At 56.2% G+C, this 17,530-nt stretch carries 19 protein-coding genes; 14 read left to right on the forward strand and 5 right to left on the reverse strand.

Translation table 11 applies throughout. The annotated features are described in order from the left end of the window. The first annotated feature begins 137 nt into the window (after positions 1-137). The 9 genes from E1297_RS47925 (at position 138) to E1297_RS47965 (ending at position 7,316) form a co-directional block, all read left to right on the forward strand. Positions 138-1,781, forward strand: coding sequence for a CTP synthase (locus E1297_RS47925; protein ID WP_155151505.1), 1,644 nt, complete (start codon positions 138-140; stop codon positions 1,779-1,781). Positions 1,782-1,861: 80 nt separating this feature from the next. After that, entirely contained in the window at positions 1,862-2,155 is a 294-nt protein-coding gene (locus E1297_RS47930) for a DUF1330 domain-containing protein (protein WP_170335157.1), read from the forward strand. A 42-nt stretch (positions 2,156-2,197) separates the two neighbouring features. Then, positions 2,198-2,647 carry a TerB family tellurite resistance protein gene (locus tag E1297_RS47935; protein ID WP_155151509.1) on the forward strand — a complete coding sequence of 150 codons (450 nt, stop codon included), beginning with the start codon at positions 2,198-2,200 and terminating at the stop codon, positions 2,645-2,647. A gap of 21 nt (positions 2,648-2,668) precedes the next feature. Continuing rightward, positions 2,669-3,106: a TerB family tellurite resistance protein gene (locus E1297_RS47940; RefSeq protein WP_155151512.1), complete on the forward strand. Its 438-nt coding sequence runs from the start codon at positions 2,669-2,671 to the stop codon at positions 3,104-3,106. Positions 3,107-3,111: 5 nt separating this feature from the next. Continuing rightward, entirely contained in the window at positions 3,112-3,855 is a 744-nt protein-coding gene (locus tag E1297_RS47945) for a phosphate/phosphite/phosphonate ABC transporter substrate-binding protein (protein ID WP_155151923.1), read from the forward strand. Between the two features lie 128 nt (positions 3,856-3,983). Then, positions 3,984-4,760, forward strand: a complete 777-nt coding sequence (locus tag E1297_RS47950; protein ID WP_368669875.1) for an ABC transporter ATP-binding protein — start codon at positions 3,984-3,986, stop codon at positions 4,758-4,760. A 32-nt stretch (positions 4,761-4,792) separates the two neighbouring features. Beyond that, on the forward strand, positions 4,793-5,542 hold the full coding sequence (locus tag E1297_RS47955) for a transporter substrate-binding domain-containing protein (RefSeq protein ID WP_155151515.1): 750 nt from the start codon (positions 4,793-4,795) through the stop codon (positions 5,540-5,542). Positions 5,543-5,625: 83 nt separating this feature from the next. Beyond that, complete coding sequence (locus E1297_RS47960) at positions 5,626-6,513, forward strand: ABC transporter permease (RefSeq protein WP_155151517.1); 888 nt, start codon at positions 5,626-5,628, stop codon at positions 6,511-6,513. Continuing rightward, positions 6,510-7,316 (forward strand): ABC transporter permease, encoded by an 807-nt coding sequence (locus E1297_RS47965; RefSeq protein ID WP_155151520.1) that lies wholly within the window; start codon positions 6,510-6,512, stop codon positions 7,314-7,316. Before E1297_RS47960 ends, E1297_RS47965 begins: the two co-directional genes overlap by 4 nt. 67 nt (positions 7,317-7,383) lie before the next feature. Here E1297_RS47965 and E1297_RS47970 read toward each other — a convergent pair whose 3' ends face one another. Beyond that, positions 7,384-8,079: an alpha/beta fold hydrolase gene (locus E1297_RS47970; RefSeq protein WP_155151523.1), complete on the reverse strand. Its 696-nt coding sequence runs from the start codon at positions 8,077-8,079 to the stop codon at positions 7,384-7,386. Positions 8,080-8,225: 146 nt separating this feature from the next. Then, positions 8,226-9,035: a zinc-dependent peptidase gene (locus E1297_RS47975; protein WP_155151527.1), complete on the reverse strand. Its 810-nt coding sequence runs from the start codon at positions 9,033-9,035 to the stop codon at positions 8,226-8,228. 392 nt (positions 9,036-9,427) lie between these two features. Between E1297_RS47975 and E1297_RS47980 the strand changes: the two genes are divergently transcribed. From E1297_RS47980 to E1297_RS48000, 5 genes are all read left to right on the forward strand, one after another. After that, positions 9,428-10,747: a glutamine synthetase family protein gene (locus tag E1297_RS47980; protein WP_155151529.1), complete on the forward strand. Its 1,320-nt coding sequence runs from the start codon at positions 9,428-9,430 to the stop codon at positions 10,745-10,747. A 58-nt stretch (positions 10,748-10,805) separates the two neighbouring features. Continuing rightward, positions 10,806-11,486, forward strand: a complete 681-nt coding sequence (locus E1297_RS47985; protein WP_155151534.1) for a type 1 glutamine amidotransferase — start codon at positions 10,806-10,808, stop codon at positions 11,484-11,486. Next, entirely contained in the window at positions 11,486-12,844 is a 1,359-nt protein-coding gene (locus tag E1297_RS47990; protein WP_155151537.1) for a glutamine synthetase family protein, read from the forward strand. Before E1297_RS47985 ends, E1297_RS47990 begins: the two co-directional genes overlap by 1 nt. A 12-nt stretch (positions 12,845-12,856) precedes the next feature. Then, positions 12,857-14,161, forward strand: a complete 1,305-nt coding sequence (locus E1297_RS47995) for an FAD-binding oxidoreductase (protein WP_155151540.1) — start codon at positions 12,857-12,859, stop codon at positions 14,159-14,161. A gap of 111 nt (positions 14,162-14,272) precedes the next feature. Further along, complete coding sequence (locus E1297_RS48000; protein ID WP_155151543.1) at positions 14,273-15,487, forward strand: DegT/DnrJ/EryC1/StrS aminotransferase family protein; 1,215 nt, start codon at positions 14,273-14,275, stop codon at positions 15,485-15,487. A 3-nt stretch (positions 15,488-15,490) separates the two neighbouring features. Here the strand turns inward: E1297_RS48000 and E1297_RS48005 are convergent, their stop codons facing one another. From E1297_RS48005 to E1297_RS48015, 3 genes are all read right to left on the reverse strand, one after another. Then, the gene (locus E1297_RS48005; protein ID WP_155151546.1) at positions 15,491-16,252 is read right to left on the reverse strand and encodes a serine protease; all 762 of its coding nucleotides are present in this window, start codon (positions 16,250-16,252) and stop codon (positions 15,491-15,493) included. 12 nt (positions 16,253-16,264) lie between these two features. Then, entirely contained in the window at positions 16,265-16,819 is a 555-nt protein-coding gene (gene phaR / locus E1297_RS48010) for a polyhydroxyalkanoate synthesis repressor PhaR (protein WP_170335186.1), read from the reverse strand. Between the two features lie 136 nt (positions 16,820-16,955). After that, complete coding sequence (locus E1297_RS48015; protein WP_155151549.1) at positions 16,956-17,402, reverse strand: phasin family protein; 447 nt, start codon at positions 17,400-17,402, stop codon at positions 16,956-16,958. Positions 17,403-17,530: the final 128 nt, after the last annotated feature.

The raw sequence follows: 17,530 nt of genomic DNA on the forward strand, positions 1-17,530 counted from the left end.
AAAGAGAACTGCAACAGCATCTTGCGGTTCTCTTGCGCTATTGGCGCGAATCCTTTATATGTGAAGTCCCGTGATGCAGCGGTTTTTCGGAACCGTCGGGCAGCTGATTTTGACGTCTCACGGGAGCAGCCGAAAACATGGCGCGTTTTATTTTCATCACTGGTGGTGTGGTTTCGTCCTTGGGCAAAGGACTGGCTTCGGCGGCTTTGGGCTCGCTGCTGCAGGCCCGGGGATATTCGGTGCGTCTGCGCAAGCTCGACCCCTATCTGAACGTCGATCCGGGCACGATGTCACCATTCGAACATGGCGAAGTGTTCGTCACCGATGATGGCGCGGAAACCGATCTGGACCTTGGTCACTACGAACGTTTCACCGGCGTTGCTGCGCGCAAAACCGACTCGGTCAGTTCAGGCCGGATCTATTCCAACGTGCTCGAGAAAGAACGCCGTGGTGATTACCTTGGTAAAACCATTCAGGTGATCCCGCACGTCACCAACGAGATCAAGGATTTCATCTCCATTGGCGAAGATGAGGTTGATTTCATGCTGTGCGAAATCGGTGGCACCGTTGGCGACATCGAAGGCCTGCCGTTTTTCGAAGCGATCCGTCAGTTCAGCCAGGATAAACCGCGTGGTCAGTGTATCTTTATGCACCTCACACTGCTGCCCTACATCAAGGCCTCTGGCGAGCTGAAAACCAAGCCAACCCAGCACTCGGTGAAAGAGCTGCGCTCGATTGGTCTGGCCCCCGACATTCTGGTTTGTCGCTCCGAAGGGCCTATCCCGACCAAAGAGCGGGAAAAACTGGCACTGTTCTGCAACGTCCGCCCTGACAGCGTAATTGCCGCGCAGGACCTGAGCACGATCTACGACGCTCCGCTGGCGTATCACCGCGAAGGTCTGGATCAGGCGGTTCTGGATGCGTTCCAGATCAGCCCGGCACCAAAACCCGATCTGGCGAAGTGGGAAGATGTCAGCGACCGAATCCACAACGCCGAAGGCGAAGTGAAGGTTGCCATCGTCGGAAAATACACCCAGTTGGAAGACGCCTATAAGTCGATCGCCGAAGCCCTGACCCATGGTGGCATGGCCAACCGCGTCAAGGTCAAGGTCGAATGGGTCGATGCCGAGATTTTCGACAAGGAAGACGCGGCTCCGCATCTGGAGGGCTATCACGCAATCCTCGTCCCCGGCGGGTTCGGAGAGCGCGGCACTGAAGGCAAAATCAAAGCAGCGCAATACGCGCGCGAGCACAAGGTGCCTTATCTGGGCATTTGTCTTGGCATGCAGATGGCCGTCATCGAAGCTGCCCGCAATGTTGCGGGCATCAAAGAGGCCGGTTCCGAAGAATTCGATCACGAAGCAGGTAAAAAGCGTTTTGAGCCCGTGGTTTATCACCTCAAAGAATGGGTGCAGGGGAACCACAAGGTCGAACGGAAAGTTGGCGACGACAAGGGCGGTACCATGCGTCTGGGCGCTTATGATGCTGTTCTGGGCGAAGGCTCAAAGGTTGCTGAAGTCTATGGCAGCACCAATATCGAAGAGCGCCACCGCCACCGCTATGAGGTGGACATCAAATACCGCGAGAAGCTCGAAGAGGCTGGCCTGAAGTTCTCGGGCATGTCTCCGGATGGTCGCCTGCCCGAGATCGTCGAATGGTCGGATCACCCATGGTTCATCGGGGTGCAATACCATCCCGAACTGAAATCCAAACCCTTTGATCCTCATCCTCTGTTCCGCGAGTTCGTGCGCGCAGCCAAGGAAACCTCGCGTCTGGTCTGACGCTTCTGCACACCTCTTTTGGTTGCCTTGCTCTTCGTTCCGGGTCAGTTTGGCCCGGAGCAAATTACGGAGCCGAGCCTGTGACCAAAGGATATTGGGTTGCCCATGTCGATGTGGACGACATGGATACGTACAAAAAGTACATCACCGCCAACGCTGAGCCCTTCGCTGAGTACGGCGCGCGCTTTCTTGTGCGCGGTGGCGATCGCGTGGTCAAAGAGGGCGCATCAAGGTCACGGACCGTGGTGATCGAATTTCCCAGCTACGAACAGGCATTAGCCTGCTATGAAAGCGATGCCTATCAGAAGGCAAAAGCCCTGCGCGATCCTGTGTCGATGGGCGATCTTGTGATCATTCAGGGCTATGACGGGTAGTCTCTGCTTGGCGGACCACAAAATATGGAATAACCTGTGCCCATGCTGAAGAAGTTCTTTCAGGCGTTTCGCCCGCCGCAACAAACCACCCTGCCAGATCCGGATGCCGAGCTTGCCCTGGGTGCTCTTTTGGTGCGTGTCGCGCAGGCCGATCGGGATTACAAGGTCGAGGAAATCAGCCTGATCGACCGGATTCTCGCCCGGCTTTATCAGCACAACGCGATTGAAGCCGCCAAAGTCCGCGCAACCTGCGAAAAGTTGCATGCTGCGGCGCCGGAAACCGATACATTTGGCAAACTGATCCGCGAAACCACTGATCTGCAGGAACGCCTGGCAGCGCTTGAGGCGTTGTGGGAGGTTGTTCTAGCCGATGGCAACTCGGACGAAGGTGAGATCAAGATCGTCGAAGAAGCCCGTGCAGCCATGGGACTCAGCTTTAACGACAGTCGCAATGCACGCGAACGGGTGCAAAGTCGCTTGGAAGCCAGCTAACCTGCGTCTATATCTTTCTGCATGTTCAGTGATTTCCTGTCCCGGCTCACACAGCCGCAGCCCGACCCGCTTGCCGATGATGATGCCCGCCTGGCCCTGACGGCCCTGCTGGTACGTATTGCGCGATCCGACAATGACTATGCCGATACCGAGATGGCTCGGATCGACCGCATATCAGCCGAACGTTATGGCCTGTCGCCGTTCGAGGCTGCAGGTTTACGCGCCCGCGCCGAAGATCTGGAGGCCCAGGCCCCCGATACTGTCCGCTTCACTCGCGCAATCAAAGAAGCTGTCCCTTATGACCACCGCCTTGGCGTGGTCGAGGCACTTTGGTCCGTGGCGCTGGCCGATGGCGAACGCTCCGAGGACGAAGATTCGCTGATCCGATTGGCTGTCAGTCTGCTGGGCATCAGTGACGTGGATTCGGCACTCGCCCGTCAGAAGGCTGCAAAATCGTGACCGCAATGCTGGGCATGTATGACATGCCAGCACTTCAGCCCGCCAATGACCGCTTCTGGTCCTTGATTCGCGCCCATCTGGGCGAAGGCCCGGAGCATCTGACCAGAGATCGCGATTTCTGGGACATCTGGAGAGATCCGGAACTGGTTTTCGCACAAACCTGCGGCATGCCCTACCGGACACGGCTGCACGGTGAAGTTCAACTGGTGGGGACACCGGACTACGGCTTACCTGGTTGTCCACCCGGCCACTACTGCTCGGTTTTTGTTGCACAGTTCGATGATGACCGCGATCTTGAAGGGCTCGTCGCCGGGACCTTTGCGTATAACGAAGCGCTGTCGCAATCCGGCTGGGCCGCACCGGTTGTTCATTTGGCAGACCTTGGGCTGACACCCAATTCCCTTCTGGAAACGGGCGGCCACGCTCTGTCGGCGCAGGCGGTGGCTGAAGGTCGCGCTGATCTTGCTTCGCTGGATGCCCTGACCTGGACGCTGCTCACCGAGCACACCGATCTGGGCGACAAGCTGCGTCAGGTCACAACAACCAAACCGACACCCATGCTGCCTTATATCACCTCAAACGGACAGGATGCAGGCCGCATCGGACAGGCCGTTCGGGCAGCGATCGCCAGCCTGACATCAGAAGACCGACAAGCGCTTCACATCCATGGGTTGATCGATATCGCAGCCGAGGACTACCTCGCCGTTCCCAATCCGCCAACGCCGCAGGCAATTCGCACACAAACCTGACCATTTTGACCAAAACCTCTGGTCATTTCGGCGGTTTCGGGTCTTGAACTTGTCATTTGCGCATTGCATTGGTCAGTTTTTTAAGCCCTAGTACCGCACCAACGACGCCAACAACATCTGGACTACCCGTGACAGAATCCGCTCCCGTCATCGAGATCAAAAACCTTCACAAAAGCTTCGGTCATCTCGAAGTGTTGAAAGGAGTGGACATTACCGCGCATCGGGGCGACGTCGTCTCTCTGATCGGTTCATCCGGGTCCGGAAAATCCACTCTGCTGCGCTGCTGCAACCTGCTGGAAGACAGCCAGCAAGGCGAAATCCTGTTCAAGGGTGAGCCCGTACGCTGGTCTGGTGATCATCACCACCGCCGCCCGGCCGACCCAAAACAGGTACTGCGCATCCGTACAAACCTGTCGATGGTGTTCCAGCAGTTCAATCTATGGGCGCACATGACGATCCTTCAAAACGTGATGGAGGCACCCGTCACCGTTCTTGGCCGCGACAGGGCCGAGGTTGAGGACAGCGCCCGCAAGTATCTTGAAAAGGTTGGCATCGGTGACAAATGCGATGTCTACCCGGCTCAGCTGTCGGGTGGCCAGCAACAGCGCGCGGCCATCGCCCGCGGTCTTTGCATGGAGCCCGAAGCACTTCTGTTTGATGAGCCAACCTCGGCGCTCGACCCCGAGCTGGAGCAAGAAGTGATCAAGGTGATCAAGGATCTGGCCGCTGAAGGCCGCACCATGATCATCGTGACACATGACATGAAAATGGCGGCTGATATCTCCAGCCACGTCGTGTTCCTGCATCAGGGCCTGATCGAAGAAGAAGGCACACCCGAGGACATCTTTACAGCCCCTGAATCCGCACGGCTTCAGGGTTTTCTCTCCGCCACCAAGGCGGCATAACTTCAAAACAGAACCAAACTGGGGAGTAACCAATGAAAAACCTGATTCTGACCACAGCAGCGCTGGCGCTGACCGCCGGCATCGCAATGGCCGACACTGTCCGCATGGGTACCGAAGGCGCTTACCCTCCGTACAACTTCATCAACGATGCGGGTGAGATCGACGGCTTCGAGCGTGAAGTTGGTGACGAGCTGTGCAAGCGCGCCGGTCTGGAATGCGAGTGGGTCAAGAACGACTGGGATTCGATCATTCCGAACCTGGTTTCGGGCAACTACGACACCATCATCGCCGGCATGTCGATCACCGACGAGCGTGATGAAGTCATCGACTTTACCCAGAACTACTTCCCGCCAGCAGCTTCGGCATATGCAGCAGCTTCGGACGGTGTTGATCTGAGCGGTGGCATTGTCGCAGCACAGACAGCGACCATTCAGGCAGGCCACATTGCGCAAAGCGGCGCAACACTGGTTGAATTCGCAACTCCGGAAGAAACCATCGCGGCTGTCCGTAACGGCGAAGCCGATGCGGTATTCGCAGACAAAGACTTCCTGGTTCCGATCGTTGAAGAATCGAGTGGCGAGCTGGTTTTCGTAGGTGATGATGTACCGCTGGGCGGTGGTATTGGTCTGGGCCTGCGTGAATCGGATGGCGAACTGCGCGGCAAGTTCGACGAAGCGATCACTTCGATGAAAGCTGACGGCACACTGAACGAGCTGATCGTTAAGTGGTTTGGCGAAGGTGTTCCCACCTACAACGCTGACGGCTCGGTCGTTACCAACTAAGCCCTCCGTCTAAATGATCCGGCGCCGACTGGGCGCCGGATCACCCTGACCATCCGTCAGGCCTGACGTTCGAAAGACGCTTCATGTTTTCCTATTGCGCTGACCCCGACACGCTCGGCACGTTCCGCTGGTTCTCCTGCTATCTGACCAACGGCGTGCACTGGTCGTTCTACCTGTCGTTCGTCAAGGTTCTGGCTTTGCTGGCTGTAACCGCGCCCGTTGCGCTCAGCTTTGGGTTTGCCGGTGCGATGGCCGCCCGCTCGCATTTCCTGCCGCTCAGCTGGCTCGGCAAAGGTTACATCGCAATCGTCCGGGGCGTTCCTGACATTGCCTTCTTTCTGTTCTTCGTCATCGCATTGGATCAGGCGTTCGAATGGACGCGGCACAAGATTCTATGCCCCGAATGGACCGATCCCATTCGTCAGGGCAATGATTTCCTTGTCTGTCAGGCCGCAAAACTACCGCTGGGCACTGCTCCGGAATGGGTTCATGAAACCTATGGCTTTTTCCTCGCGGTCATCACTTTCTCTATCGTGTTCGGCGCTTTTGCAGCGAACGTCCTGTTTGGGGGTATGCGCGCCGTTCCGCACGCGCAGCTGGAGACAGCCGAAGCTTATGGAATGACGCGTCGCCAAACGTTCTGGCGCATCCTGGTTCCGCAAATGTGGGTCTATGCCCTGCCCGGCCTGTCCAATCTGTGGATGGTTCTGATCAAGGCGACACCGTTGCTGTTCCTGCTGGGTATCGAAGATATCGTCTATTGGGCCCGCGAACTGGGCGGTACCAAGACATCCAAATTTACCGCCTACCCGCATGGTGACTGGCGCATGTGGTACTTCTTGTTCCTGCTGATCTTCTACCTCGGCATGACCCGCGTCTCGGAAATCGGGCTCGAGCGTCTGATGCGCAAGCTGTCCCACGGTCAGGCCACATCCGGTGGCGAGCTACTGCGCAAGGAGACCACCCAATGAGCTGCTTGCAAACCATTCAGGACTACGGCCTGCGTTCAATCGGACTTGGCGAACGCCTGTTGCCCCGCAGCGACTTTACCCTGTGCGAGCAGTTCACACTGATCGGCTCTGGCATGATCTGGAACGTCTATTTCGGGATCATGGCACTGGCGACCGGATTCTTTTTCGCCACAGCACTGGCGGTCGGCAAGGCATCGCCCAACAAGTGGCTGCGCAAACCGGCCGAGTGGTTCATCTTCATTTTCAGGGGCTCACCGCTCTTTATCCAGTTTTTCTTCGCATATTTCTTCTTCCTGTCGTTGAAGAAATCCTATCCGATGTTCGATGCGTTTACATCGGCATGGCTGGGTGCGCTGATCGTGCTGTTCCTGAACACGGCCGCCTATTCGGGCGAAATTTTCTATGGCGCCCTGCGCTCAATCCCCAAAGGCGATATCGAAGCTGCGGATGCCTACGGCATGTCCGGCTGGTCGCGGTTCCGCCGGATTGTCTGGCCGACTATGCTGCGACTGGCTTGGCCTGCCTACACCAACGAGGCCATTTTCCTGTTCCACGCCACTACACTGGTATTCTTCTCGGCATTCCCTGCCTGGCAACAGCGCGGTGATGCGCTCTACTATGCCAGCTATTTTGCGGACAAAACGTTCAACCCGTTCATCCCCTACCCGATCCTCGCCTTCTATTTCATCCTGCTGACGCTGGTGATCGTCGGGGGCTTTGGTCTGGTCAACAAGCGACTGAACCGACACCTGCCCGCCGCTAGGAAAACCAAGATGCGCTTCCGTCTGAATCTGGCGCGCTAAGCGCCGGGTTCTGACATCTGGTCCGGTTGGATCAACGCTCGCAAAAAAACCTTCAGCGCGGCCGCAATCAAACTTCGGCTAACAGGATGCGGGTCAGTTCTTCGGGCATATCGATCATGACGTAGTGCCCGCATTCTACCGAAACAGCCCGCCATTCGGTCTCGTGACTGGCTTTCTCAAAATATGGGCGGCCAATCCCCGGGGTCCAGCCGGTTGCATAAACATAGATGCGCCTGGCCACTTTCTCCCAGTCACCCACCAGTCGAATGGGCTGCTCAAAGCTCCGGAAAGGATGGGCAACGTTGCGCCTGTCGACCCACGCACGGTCGTCAGCATTTACGGAAAATGCCTCAGCCGGGCCCGGCGCTGCCCGGCCATCCATTGAACCATCCCGCAAGCCGGATGCTGCTTCGGCAGGCAGACAGTCCAACGTGTTCTGACCATCGTCAGGCACCAACGCATCAAGATAGACCAAAGAGCGGATCTTTTCAGGCGCATGGTCAGCAACTCCGGTGACAACCATTCCTCCATAACTGTGACCACACAGAACGATGTCGGATAATTCTTCCCACTCAATCACCGCAAGGACATCCTTGATGTGTGTGTCAAGATCGATGTCTTTGCTGAACAGATGCGACCGCTCTCCAAGACCCGTTAGTGTTGGCGTGAACACATCATGTCCGGCCTCGCGCATGAGCTTTGCGACGCGCCTCCAACACCAACCGCCCTGCCAGGCGCCGTGAACCAGAACAAATGTTGCCATACCCCAAACTGCTGCCTCGAACTGATGGATCCAAGTCTACTCTAGGTGAAGCGTCGGCAGTTGGTCCAAAGGAATGTGGGCAGGCAAGATTGATCTACAGCCGTTGCCCTATCTACGCAGCGGTCCCCGACCAAGCAGTGTTTCAGCTATACCCACGCGACAGGATCCAGTCTGAACAGCTTTGACAATTGCTCATAAACTTCCGGGTTTTCATGCTTGAGGGCTTGCGGCCGCTCGAAAAACACTTCGACCGAAACGGCAAAGAACTCTTCATGACCCTCGGCGCCGTACGGATCGATCACCGTTCGACGCCCACTCTCAACCGCATGAACATGGGCCTCAAAGGCCGTCAGAAAGACGCGCTCCCACTCGGCAAAGGTCTGACCTTCGGCCAGCAATGGAACACCATTCGTACCCCCAGACAGATCGTCGATCTGGTGGGCGAACTCATGAAACACGACATTGTGCCCGTCATGGTCATCTCTGGCACCTTGCCTACTGTGGGCCCATGACAGGATTACCGGTCCGCGATCCCAGCTTTCACCGGTGCGCACAATCTCCTGCTCGGTCACCACATAACCACTGTGCCTGCGTTGCTGGGATTTGAAAGCGTTCGGATAAATCAGGATTGTTGTGAGGTTGTCGTACCACATATCACTGTTCACGACGAGGATGCAGGCCTGCGCAGCAATGGACAGCTGCATTTCTTCGGTCACTTCCAGATCATCGCAGCCAATGAAATCGACCTGATCCAGAAACAGGTTCACCTTACCTTGCAGCCTGTCACGCAAATCCGGAGGTAGCCGTTTTACAATCGGCACCATTGCCTCGATGACCGCACGCTGATGTTCCGACAGAGGAGTTGCAAGAAGTGTGGCACGCGCCTGTTTCCGGGACCAGAAATAGTAGCCCACCCCCCCTGCAACCAGCAGCAGAATTGCAAAGAAAATCAACATGGCACAACATCCCAAATCTCTGTCAGCGTATGACACCCGAATGTCATCCGGAACTCAACATAGGTGTTCTTGGTTCTGAACGACAGCATTCCGGTAGCTGAAAATTCACAGCAGATTGCCGAATTGACCCCGACGCGTTCATCCCTTTGTCGGGAAAGCCCAACCTGATGCGCCTGACTGTACGGGAATATCTCTGCCTAAAGTTTCGCAAGTGAATGCACCCAGAGCGTTTGGCACAAATCAAACACTCCCCTGCGATCCTGCGTACAGAACCAATCGACCCCGTTTTTCAGGCGTCAGCTTAAAACTGCGCGCTGTAATTTGATCAAATTCCGTGACATCACATTTCTCCTCGGCTACACCTTGCGAGAGCAAGACCAATGGAGTTCCCAATGGACCTGAGTACGCTGCACACCTTTCGCGTCGCCGCTTGTGACCTAAACGGTCAGATGCGAGGCAAGCGTGTACCCTCTTCTTATGCTGCAAAACTCGACAAGGGTGCAGTCCGGATGCCGTTCTCAGCACTCAATGTGGATCTCTGGGGCGCTGACATCGATGGCAGTCCGCTGGTGTTTGAATCCGGCGATGCCGATGGTGTTTTGCTTCCGACAGAGCGCGGTCCGGTACCGATGCCTTGGCTCGATACACCAACGGCGCTGGTTCCGATGTGTCTTTACGACGACGATGGTAAGCCGTTTGCCGGTGACCCGCGCCATGCATTGGCAACGGTTTTGTCCGAATACGCAGAGCGAGGCTGGTCTGTTATCGCAGCTACCGAGCTTGAATTTACATTGCTGGATGCGTCCGGTTCATCACCAATGCCTCCAATCAACCCGCTGACGGGCCGTCGCCTTTCAGACGAGGCTGTATTGTCCATGGCCGAACTGGACGCGTTCGATGCGTTTTTCAACGACCTTTACGATGGCTGTGCGGACATGGGAATTCCGGCCCAGACCGCCATCTCGGAAAGTGGGATTGGCCAGTTCGAGATCAACCTGAATCATCAGGATGCGATGCGCTGCGCAGATGATACGTGGCTTTTCAAGGCTTTGACCCGCGGGCTTGCGCGCAAACATGGGTTCTCGGCAACCTTCATGGCCAAACCCTATTCCGAAGACGCAGGCAACGGGATGCATGTGCATTTTTCGGTTGTGGATGAGAAAGGCCTCAATGTTTTCGATAATGGCGGTCCGGAGGGTACCGAGGTTTTGCGCTCAGCCGTTGCCGGTTGTCTTGCGGCAATGCCCGGCAGCACCCTGATCTTTGCGCCCCATGGCAACTCTTACACCCGCCTCATCCCGGGTGCACACGCCCCGACCGGCGCTAGCTGGGCCTATGAAAACCGAACGGCCGCCATCCGAATTCCCGGTGGCGCACCAGCGGCACGCCGGATCGAACATCGCGTCGCGGGCGGTGATATCAATCCCTATCTCATGTTGGCCGCTGTTCTGGGGGCCGCCCTCAATGGCATCAAAGATGGGATACAGGCGCCCGAGCCAATCTCGGGCAATGCCTATGAGATCGACGGCCTTCCCCAACTGGCAGGGGATTGGCAATCGGCCATTGCGGGTTTTGAAACCGATCCGCAGGTCGCTCGCATCTTCCCTGCCGATCTGATCCGCTTTATGGCGATGACCAAGCGGCAGGAAATCGCCCGCTTTGCAGACCGCCCGGCCGAGGAGCACTGGCTCAGTTATCTCGAGGCCGTATGACCCTCTTGCCCGTTGTCTGAGACTCGGCTAGATTAAATTTGATCAAATTTGGTGACCCATGAAAATCGGCATCCTTCAAACCGGCCACTCACCTGACGAGTTGACCGACAAGTTCGGCGAATATGACGAAATGTTCCGTACGCTTCTGGACGGAAACGGCTTTGAATACGAAACGTTTTCGGTTGTAGATCAGAAGTTTCCGCAAAGTGTTGATGATGCGGATGGCTGGATCATCACCGGCTCTCGTCACGGTGCATACGAAGACCATCCCTGGATACCCCCACTCGAGGATCTGATCCGGGACATTCAGCAAAGCGGTAAACCTCTGATCGGTGTGTGTTTTGGCCATCAGATCATCGCCCAAGCCCTTGGCGGGACGGTTGAGAAATTCAAGGGTGGCTGGGCAGTCGGTCGAACTGAATATGATTTCGACGGTCACAAGGTATCCCTGAACGCATGGCATCAGGATCAGGTCGTCGAACTGCCCGATGGCGCACAGGTGCTGGGTACCAACGATTTTTGCAAGAACGCGATGCTCTCCTACGGTGATACGATCTGGACCGTGCAGGCGCACCCGGAATTTTCGAATGGTTTTGTCGAGGGATTGATGCAGACGCGTGGCAAAGGTGTCGTACCCGATGACCTAATGCAGGATGCCGCAAGCCGACAAGATGCCTCGAACAGCAACCCGGAAATCGCACGATACATGGCGGATTTCTTAAAGAAAGCGAGGGCCTGATGGCCGATTGGACGGATAACCTGCCGCAGGCAGCACAGGACTATATCGATGGTCATCGCCTTGATGAGGTCGAGTGCATTATTTCGGACCTGCCCGGCATCGCACGAGGCAAGGCAGTTCCCGCATCAAAATTCGCACGGCAGTCTTATTTCCACCTGCCCGACAGCATCTTTTACCAGACCATCACCGGAGGTTGGGGAGAAGCGGCAGGCGAGGACGGGTTCATCGAACGCGACATGATCCTGAAGCCGGATTTCTCAACCGTGTCAGCCGCCCCCTGGACAGGCGACTGGACATTGCAGGTGATCCACGATGCTTACGACCGCGAGGGGGAGCCGATCCCCTACAGCCCGCGCAACGTGCTGAAGCGGGTTGTGCAACTGTATCGAGACAAGGGCTGGAACCCTATCGTCGCACCGGAAATGGAGTTCTTTCTGGTTGCCCGCAATGTCGACCCTGCGCAGGGCATCGAGCCCATGATGGGCCGCTCCGGTCGTCCGGCAGCAGCACGTCAGGCCTATTCGATGACGGCCGTGGATGAGTTCGGGCCGGTGATCGATGACATCTACGATTTTGCCGAACATCAGGGTTTTGAGATCGATGGCATCACGCAGGAAGGCGGTGCCGGACAGCTTGAGATCAATCTACGCCATGGTGATCCGGTCAAGCTGGCCGATGAGGTTTTCTACTTCAAACGGCTGATCCGAGAAGCTGCGCTTCGCCACAATTGCTTCGCCACCTTCATGGCAAAACCGATCGAAGATGAGCCGGGATCGGCGATGCATATTCATCACTCGATCACGGATACTGAAACCGGGCAGAACATCTTCTCGGGTCCTCAGGGTGGTGAGACTGACGCATTCTACCATTTCATCGCTGGTCTGCAGACCCATCTGCCCGCAGGTCTTGCTGTGATGGCGCCCTATGTGAATTCCTATCGTCGTTATGTGAAAGACCATGCCGCTCCAATCAATCTGGAATGGGCGCGCGACAATCGCACTACCGGTATTCGCGTTCCCTTGTCGGGGCCTGAAAGCCGCCGGATTGAAAACCGCATCGCCGGTATGGATTGCAACCCGTATCTGGGGATCGCGGTTTCACTTGCCTGCGGATATCTGGGACTGACGCATCAGGAACGTCCGCGCCGACAGTTTTATGGCGACGCCTATGAGGGCGATGGTGACATTCCGCAGGTCATGGGCGAAGCGCTGGATCTATTTGATGAAGCTGAAGCCCTGCACGAGGTTCTCGGACCAGAGTTTGCGCGTGTCTATGGCATCGTCAAACGGGCAGAATACGAGGAGTTTTTGCAAGTGATTTCCCCGTGGGAGCGTGAGCACCTGCTTCTGAACGTCTGACGAGGGCGCTGAATGAACCTGCTCTACAGCAATGATACGCGCGGCGCTTATCCACCCAGTTGGTACGCCGCTACCGCACATAGTGCCGAAGAAACCGCTCCGCTGAATGGGCATGTAAAAGCCGACGTTTGTATTGTTGGTGGCGGGTATACCGGATTGTCGGCTGCGCTGCATTTGGCCGAGTCAGGATACGATGTGGTGCTTCTTGAGGCTCATCGCGTGGGCTTTGGCGCTTCGGGACGAAATGGCGGACAACTGGGCAGCGCCCAGCGCATGGAGCAGGAAGACCTGGAGCGGCTTGTCGGAGACGCAGATGCAGCCAAGCTCTGGGATTTGGCCGAGGATGCCAAGACACTGGTCAAAGAGCTGATCGGGAAACACCAGATCGAGTGCGATCTGAAGCCCGGCATCGCGACTTTGGGTTTCACCGATACCGAGCGAGACGAACTACACGAACATGCTGCGCACCTATCGGGCAAATATGGCTATGACCAAATTCAACAACTGGACAAAGCGGCCGGGCATGAATTGTGTCCATCTCCGGCTTATTCAGGTGGCTTTCTGGATATGGGTGCCGCGCATCTGCACCCGCTGAATTACGCTCTCGGGTTGGCACGGGCTGCCATCAAAGCCGGAGCGCGTCTTCATGAAGGGACGGAGGTTCTGGCGGTTGACGAGGGGCAGCAGGTCACCATCCGAACGGAGAATGGTCAGGTGACTGCAGATCATGCGATACTCGCCTGTAACGGATATCTGGGTGATCTGAACCGGCAGGTTGCTGCACGCGTTATGCCGATAAACAATTTCATTGCTGCAACAGAGCCCTTGGGGGCTGATGTTCAACAGGTTCTGACCAAGGATGTAGCAGTCGCCGATACCAAGTTTGTCGTGAACTATTTCCGGCTGAGCGCCGATGGACGTCTGCTATTTGGGGGCGGTGAAAGCTATGGCTATCGGTTCCCGGTTGATATCGCAGCCAAGGTCCGCAAACCCATGGTCGAGATATTCCCGCACCTGCGCGATGTCAAAATTGACTATGCTTGGGGTGGAACGCTGGCGATCACTATGCGGCGTATGCCGTATCTGACGCGGCTAGCACCCAACATTCTGTCCGCTTCGGGCTATTCAGGTCACGGGGTTGGCACCGCCACCCATGCCGGTCAACTGATGGCAATGGCTATTCAAGGCCAATCCGAAGGGTTCGACACGATGAGCAAAGTCCCGTCGCTGCCTTTCCCTGGCGGTCCTGCTCTGCGTAGCCCCCTATTGGTGTTGGCAATGACCTGGTACGCAATGCGCGACCGGTTGGGACTGTGACTTTCTAAACGCAACAATTTGGTGAAATTTCGCCGACAGAGCGAATGAGAGCTTGGCTTGCCCGCATCCTGACTTTATCTTTACAAAAGATAGAATTCGGGAATTCCAAATATGACGCTTCCACCCAACGTTCATGACGCCGAACCCATCCCAGCAGCAGCACGAGAAGCCATCGATGCATTGATGCAGTCGGGGGACTTGTTCCGCTACACCGCACCGCAGGATGCACCTGTCGCCCTGCTCGAGGCTGAGTTTGCGGAATTGCTGGGCTCCAAGTACGCGCTGGCTGTTTCCTCATGCTCAGCCGCGCTATTCCTGTCGCTCAAAGCTCTGGACCTGCCACGGGATGCGCGGGTTTTGATCCCCGGCTTTACCTTTGCCGCTGTACCATCATCGGTGGTTCACGCAGACTGCATTCCGGTTCTTTGTGAGGTTGGTGAGAACTATCGCATCGACATGGCAGACTTTGCAGTCAAACTTGATGACGTGCAGGCTGTAATCATCAGCCACATGCGCGGCCACACGTCCGACATGGACGCCATTATGGACCTGTGCAATGCGCGGGGCATTCCGGTTATTGAAGACGCCGCACATTCGCTGGGCACAACCTGGCATGGTCGCAATATCGGTACGATTGGCAAGGTGGGATGCTTCTCGTTCCAGTCCTACAAGATGATCAATGCAGGCGAAGGTGGCATCCTGATAACTGATGATGCCGACCTGGTCGCTCGTGCCGTCATCATGTCGGGCGCATATGAACACAACTGGAAAAAACACAAAGGTCCGCGGGGCGATAACTCACCGGAATTGGAACAGGCCTTTGCCCGCTGGCAGAACCAACTTCCCCTGTATAACCTGCGCTTGAGCAACCTGAGCGCGGCCGTCATCCGCCCGCAAATCCCCGAGCTTGCGCGCCGTGTACGCGATGGCCTGGCGAACCACGATTATGTGGCCGAACGCCTCAACACGTCACCCTACATCAATGTCCCTGCCCCACTGAAACCCGAGCGTCGCGCGCCGGATTCGATTCAGTTCAATCTGGTCGGGTTGGATGAGGCTGAAACACGCGCCTTTGCTGCCGCGGCAGATGCGCGTGGGGTCAAGGTTCAGGTATTTGGCCTGAGTGAAGACAACGCCCGTGCCTTCTGGAACTGGCAGTTTTTGCCTGAAAAGTTCGACCTGCCCCAGACACGCGACATGTTGATGAAAGCATGCGACGTGCGTCTGCCTGTACGTCTGACGCGGGAAGAGCTGGATGTCATCGCCGATATCCTGCTGTCCTCGGTCGCAGAGGTGGCTGATGCGGTCCCGGCCTACGGCACCTGAAATTTAGTCGTCGCCCAACTGAAACAAGTCAGGTGACAAGAACAGCGCATCAATCCCCTCAGGGGTTGGTGCAATCCGAGACAGGATGCCGACCACCCGTAGCCCCGTCTCTGCCTGAGTCAGTAGCGGCGCGCCAGAATCCCCCATCATCACCGGGCAATTCGCTAACATTAACCCACCCCCATATAGGCGCGGATCGCAATTGTTTGTCCGGCTCAGCACATGCGGACGAAGACCGGGATAGCCAGCGACAAAGGCAGCACCCTGCCCAGCCATTGCGACGCCCAGAAATCCGACCTTTTGACCAATAGGCTCATTCAGTTCCAGAACAGCCCAATCCAATTCAGCACGGTTTATGAAACTGCCGTCCACTCCCTGCTCAGGGGCCAAACGAAATTTTGTGACTGACGACACGGCAGCCGCCTTGCCACGCTGATACCCGGCGGCGAAACGAATGCTCGACGGGGGTAACCAACGCTTGCGGGCGCTGTTGTAGAGGCAATGTGCTGCAGTCAGGACCAATCGTTCAGATACAAGGACGCCAGTACAATGTGAACGCTGATTTCTGCCCGCAAAGTTGACGCGCCCGATCGCCCGCCAAGGGTCTTGAGACGCATCTAAAACTTCCCGGGCACGGATATCACTGCAGCCCAGAGCCGTATCTTGGCCCAATGTGCAAATTGGCTCCCAGGTTTCTGAAAACTGGCCCTGCGCGAACACGCCTCCTGCCCAGAGCAATGCACCAAGCAGGATGAGCCATCGCATCCATATCTCCGATCAGCTCAGCTTTGAGAGCTTCTGCTGCAACTCGGCCAGTTGTTTCTTGATGTCGTCGAGGTCTTCCTTTGCCTCTGGCTTGGCCTCTTCTTCGCTATCAGGTCCAGACCAGTTGCCGGACAACCCACCGGTCATCGCTTTCAAAAACGCTTTTTGCTGCGCCTGCATCGCATCAAAGCCCGGAATGCCACTCATGGGATTCATGGCATTCATGTTTTCCATCATCTTGGTCTGGCTTTCGCGCAACATCTCGAACGAGCTTTGCAGGAATTGAGGCATCATGCCTCCGCCGGGGATCATGTAGCTGCGTACCAGATCGTTCAGGACGTTGACCGGCAGAACGTTTTCGCCTCGGCTTTCGTGTTCGGCAATGATCTGAAGCAAATACTGACGTGTCAGATCATCACCGGTCTTCAGGTCTATGATCTGCACTTCGCGCCCATCGCGAATGAACCCGGCAATGTCCTCAAGCGTAACGTAGTCGCTGGTCTCTGTATTATACAGCCGACGACTGGCGTAACGCTTTATCAACAGCGGTTTTTCTTGTTCTGACACCGGTTACCCTCCCCAAGGATGATGCGTTGCAGCAGAGGTTATGCGACTGCAGAACAAAAAGAAAGGGCAGGTCAAGCGACCTGCCCTCTTGCGATTGCACCGATTGGGAGGAATGGGTGCTTGTCGCGGACTTACCTTACTTGGCAGCCGATGCTTTTTTCGCAGCAGCGGTTACGTCGTTGGTAGCTTTCTTGACAGCTGCGGTTGCGTCTTCTGCAGCTTCTTTGCCGGCAGCCATTAGCAGTTCGATGGATTCGGACTGAACTTTCTTTGCGATTTCTGCGAATGCAGCCATGTTCTCGGCAGCAACTTCGGCAGACGCGCTGGCGAAATCAGTTGCGGCTTTGGCATAGTCGGCAGGCTCGGCTTTTGCTTTCGACATCTCGGTCAGCTTGGCCAGAGTTTCCTTGGTCCATTTGTTCGAGATTTCTGCTGACTTCTCAGCTGCTTCCAGAGCAACACCCGACAGTTTCTCGTTCAGAGAAGCAGTCGATTTGAATGCATCTTCCAGAGCAGATGTGTCTACCGGGAATGCGCCCATCATGTCTTTCATGATCGCGGTAAAGTCTTGGGTCTTTGCCATTGTCATAATCCTTTTTGCCGAACCGAGCCCACCCCGGTTTTCATCAGCTTGAAGGCAATATGATTGCCGCATTGCAGCATTTCAAGTTTTTTCTTGCTGCAGCGCAGAATTTTTTTGATTGCAGTGTA

It is taken from the genome of Roseibium sp. RKSG952, assembly GCF_009711355.1.

Coding starts and splice junctions, on each gene's coding strand:
- E1297_RS47985 (WP_155151534.1), top strand. CDS start 10,806: ATGAAAATCGGCATCCTTCAAACCGGCCACTCACCTGACGAGTTGACC.
- E1297_RS47990 (WP_155151537.1), top strand. CDS start 11,486: ATGGCCGATTGGACGGATAACCTGCCGCAGGCAGCACAGGACTATATC.
- E1297_RS47965 (WP_155151520.1), top strand. CDS start 6,510: ATGAGCTGCTTGCAAACCATTCAGGACTACGGCCTGCGTTCAATCGGA.
- E1297_RS47995 (WP_155151540.1), top strand. CDS start 12,857: ATGAACCTGCTCTACAGCAATGATACGCGCGGCGCTTATCCACCCAGT.
- E1297_RS47980 (WP_155151529.1), top strand. CDS start 9,428: ATGGACCTGAGTACGCTGCACACCTTTCGCGTCGCCGCTTGTGACCTA.
- E1297_RS47975 (WP_155151527.1), bottom strand. CDS start 9,035: ATGTTGATTTTCTTTGCAATTCTGCTGCTGGTTGCAGGGGGGGTGGGC.
- E1297_RS47935 (WP_155151509.1), top strand. CDS start 2,198: ATGCTGAAGAAGTTCTTTCAGGCGTTTCGCCCGCCGCAACAAACCACC.
- E1297_RS47955 (WP_155151515.1), top strand. CDS start 4,793: ATGAAAAACCTGATTCTGACCACAGCAGCGCTGGCGCTGACCGCCGGC.
- E1297_RS47925 (WP_155151505.1), top strand. CDS start 138: ATGGCGCGTTTTATTTTCATCACTGGTGGTGTGGTTTCGTCCTTGGGC.
- E1297_RS48000 (WP_155151543.1), top strand. CDS start 14,273: ATGACGCTTCCACCCAACGTTCATGACGCCGAACCCATCCCAGCAGCA.
- E1297_RS47940 (WP_155151512.1), top strand. CDS start 2,669: ATGTTCAGTGATTTCCTGTCCCGGCTCACACAGCCGCAGCCCGACCCG.
- E1297_RS48015 (WP_155151549.1), bottom strand. CDS start 17,402: ATGGCAAAGACCCAAGACTTTACCGCGATCATGAAAGACATGATGGGC.
- E1297_RS47970 (WP_155151523.1), bottom strand. CDS start 8,079: ATGGCAACATTTGTTCTGGTTCACGGCGCCTGGCAGGGCGGTTGGTGT.
- E1297_RS48005 (WP_155151546.1), bottom strand. CDS start 16,252: ATGCGATGGCTCATCCTGCTTGGTGCATTGCTCTGGGCAGGAGGCGTG.
- E1297_RS47945 (WP_155151923.1), top strand. CDS start 3,112: ATGCTGGGCATGTATGACATGCCAGCACTTCAGCCCGCCAATGACCGC.
- E1297_RS47960 (WP_155151517.1), top strand. CDS start 5,626: ATGTTTTCCTATTGCGCTGACCCCGACACGCTCGGCACGTTCCGCTGG.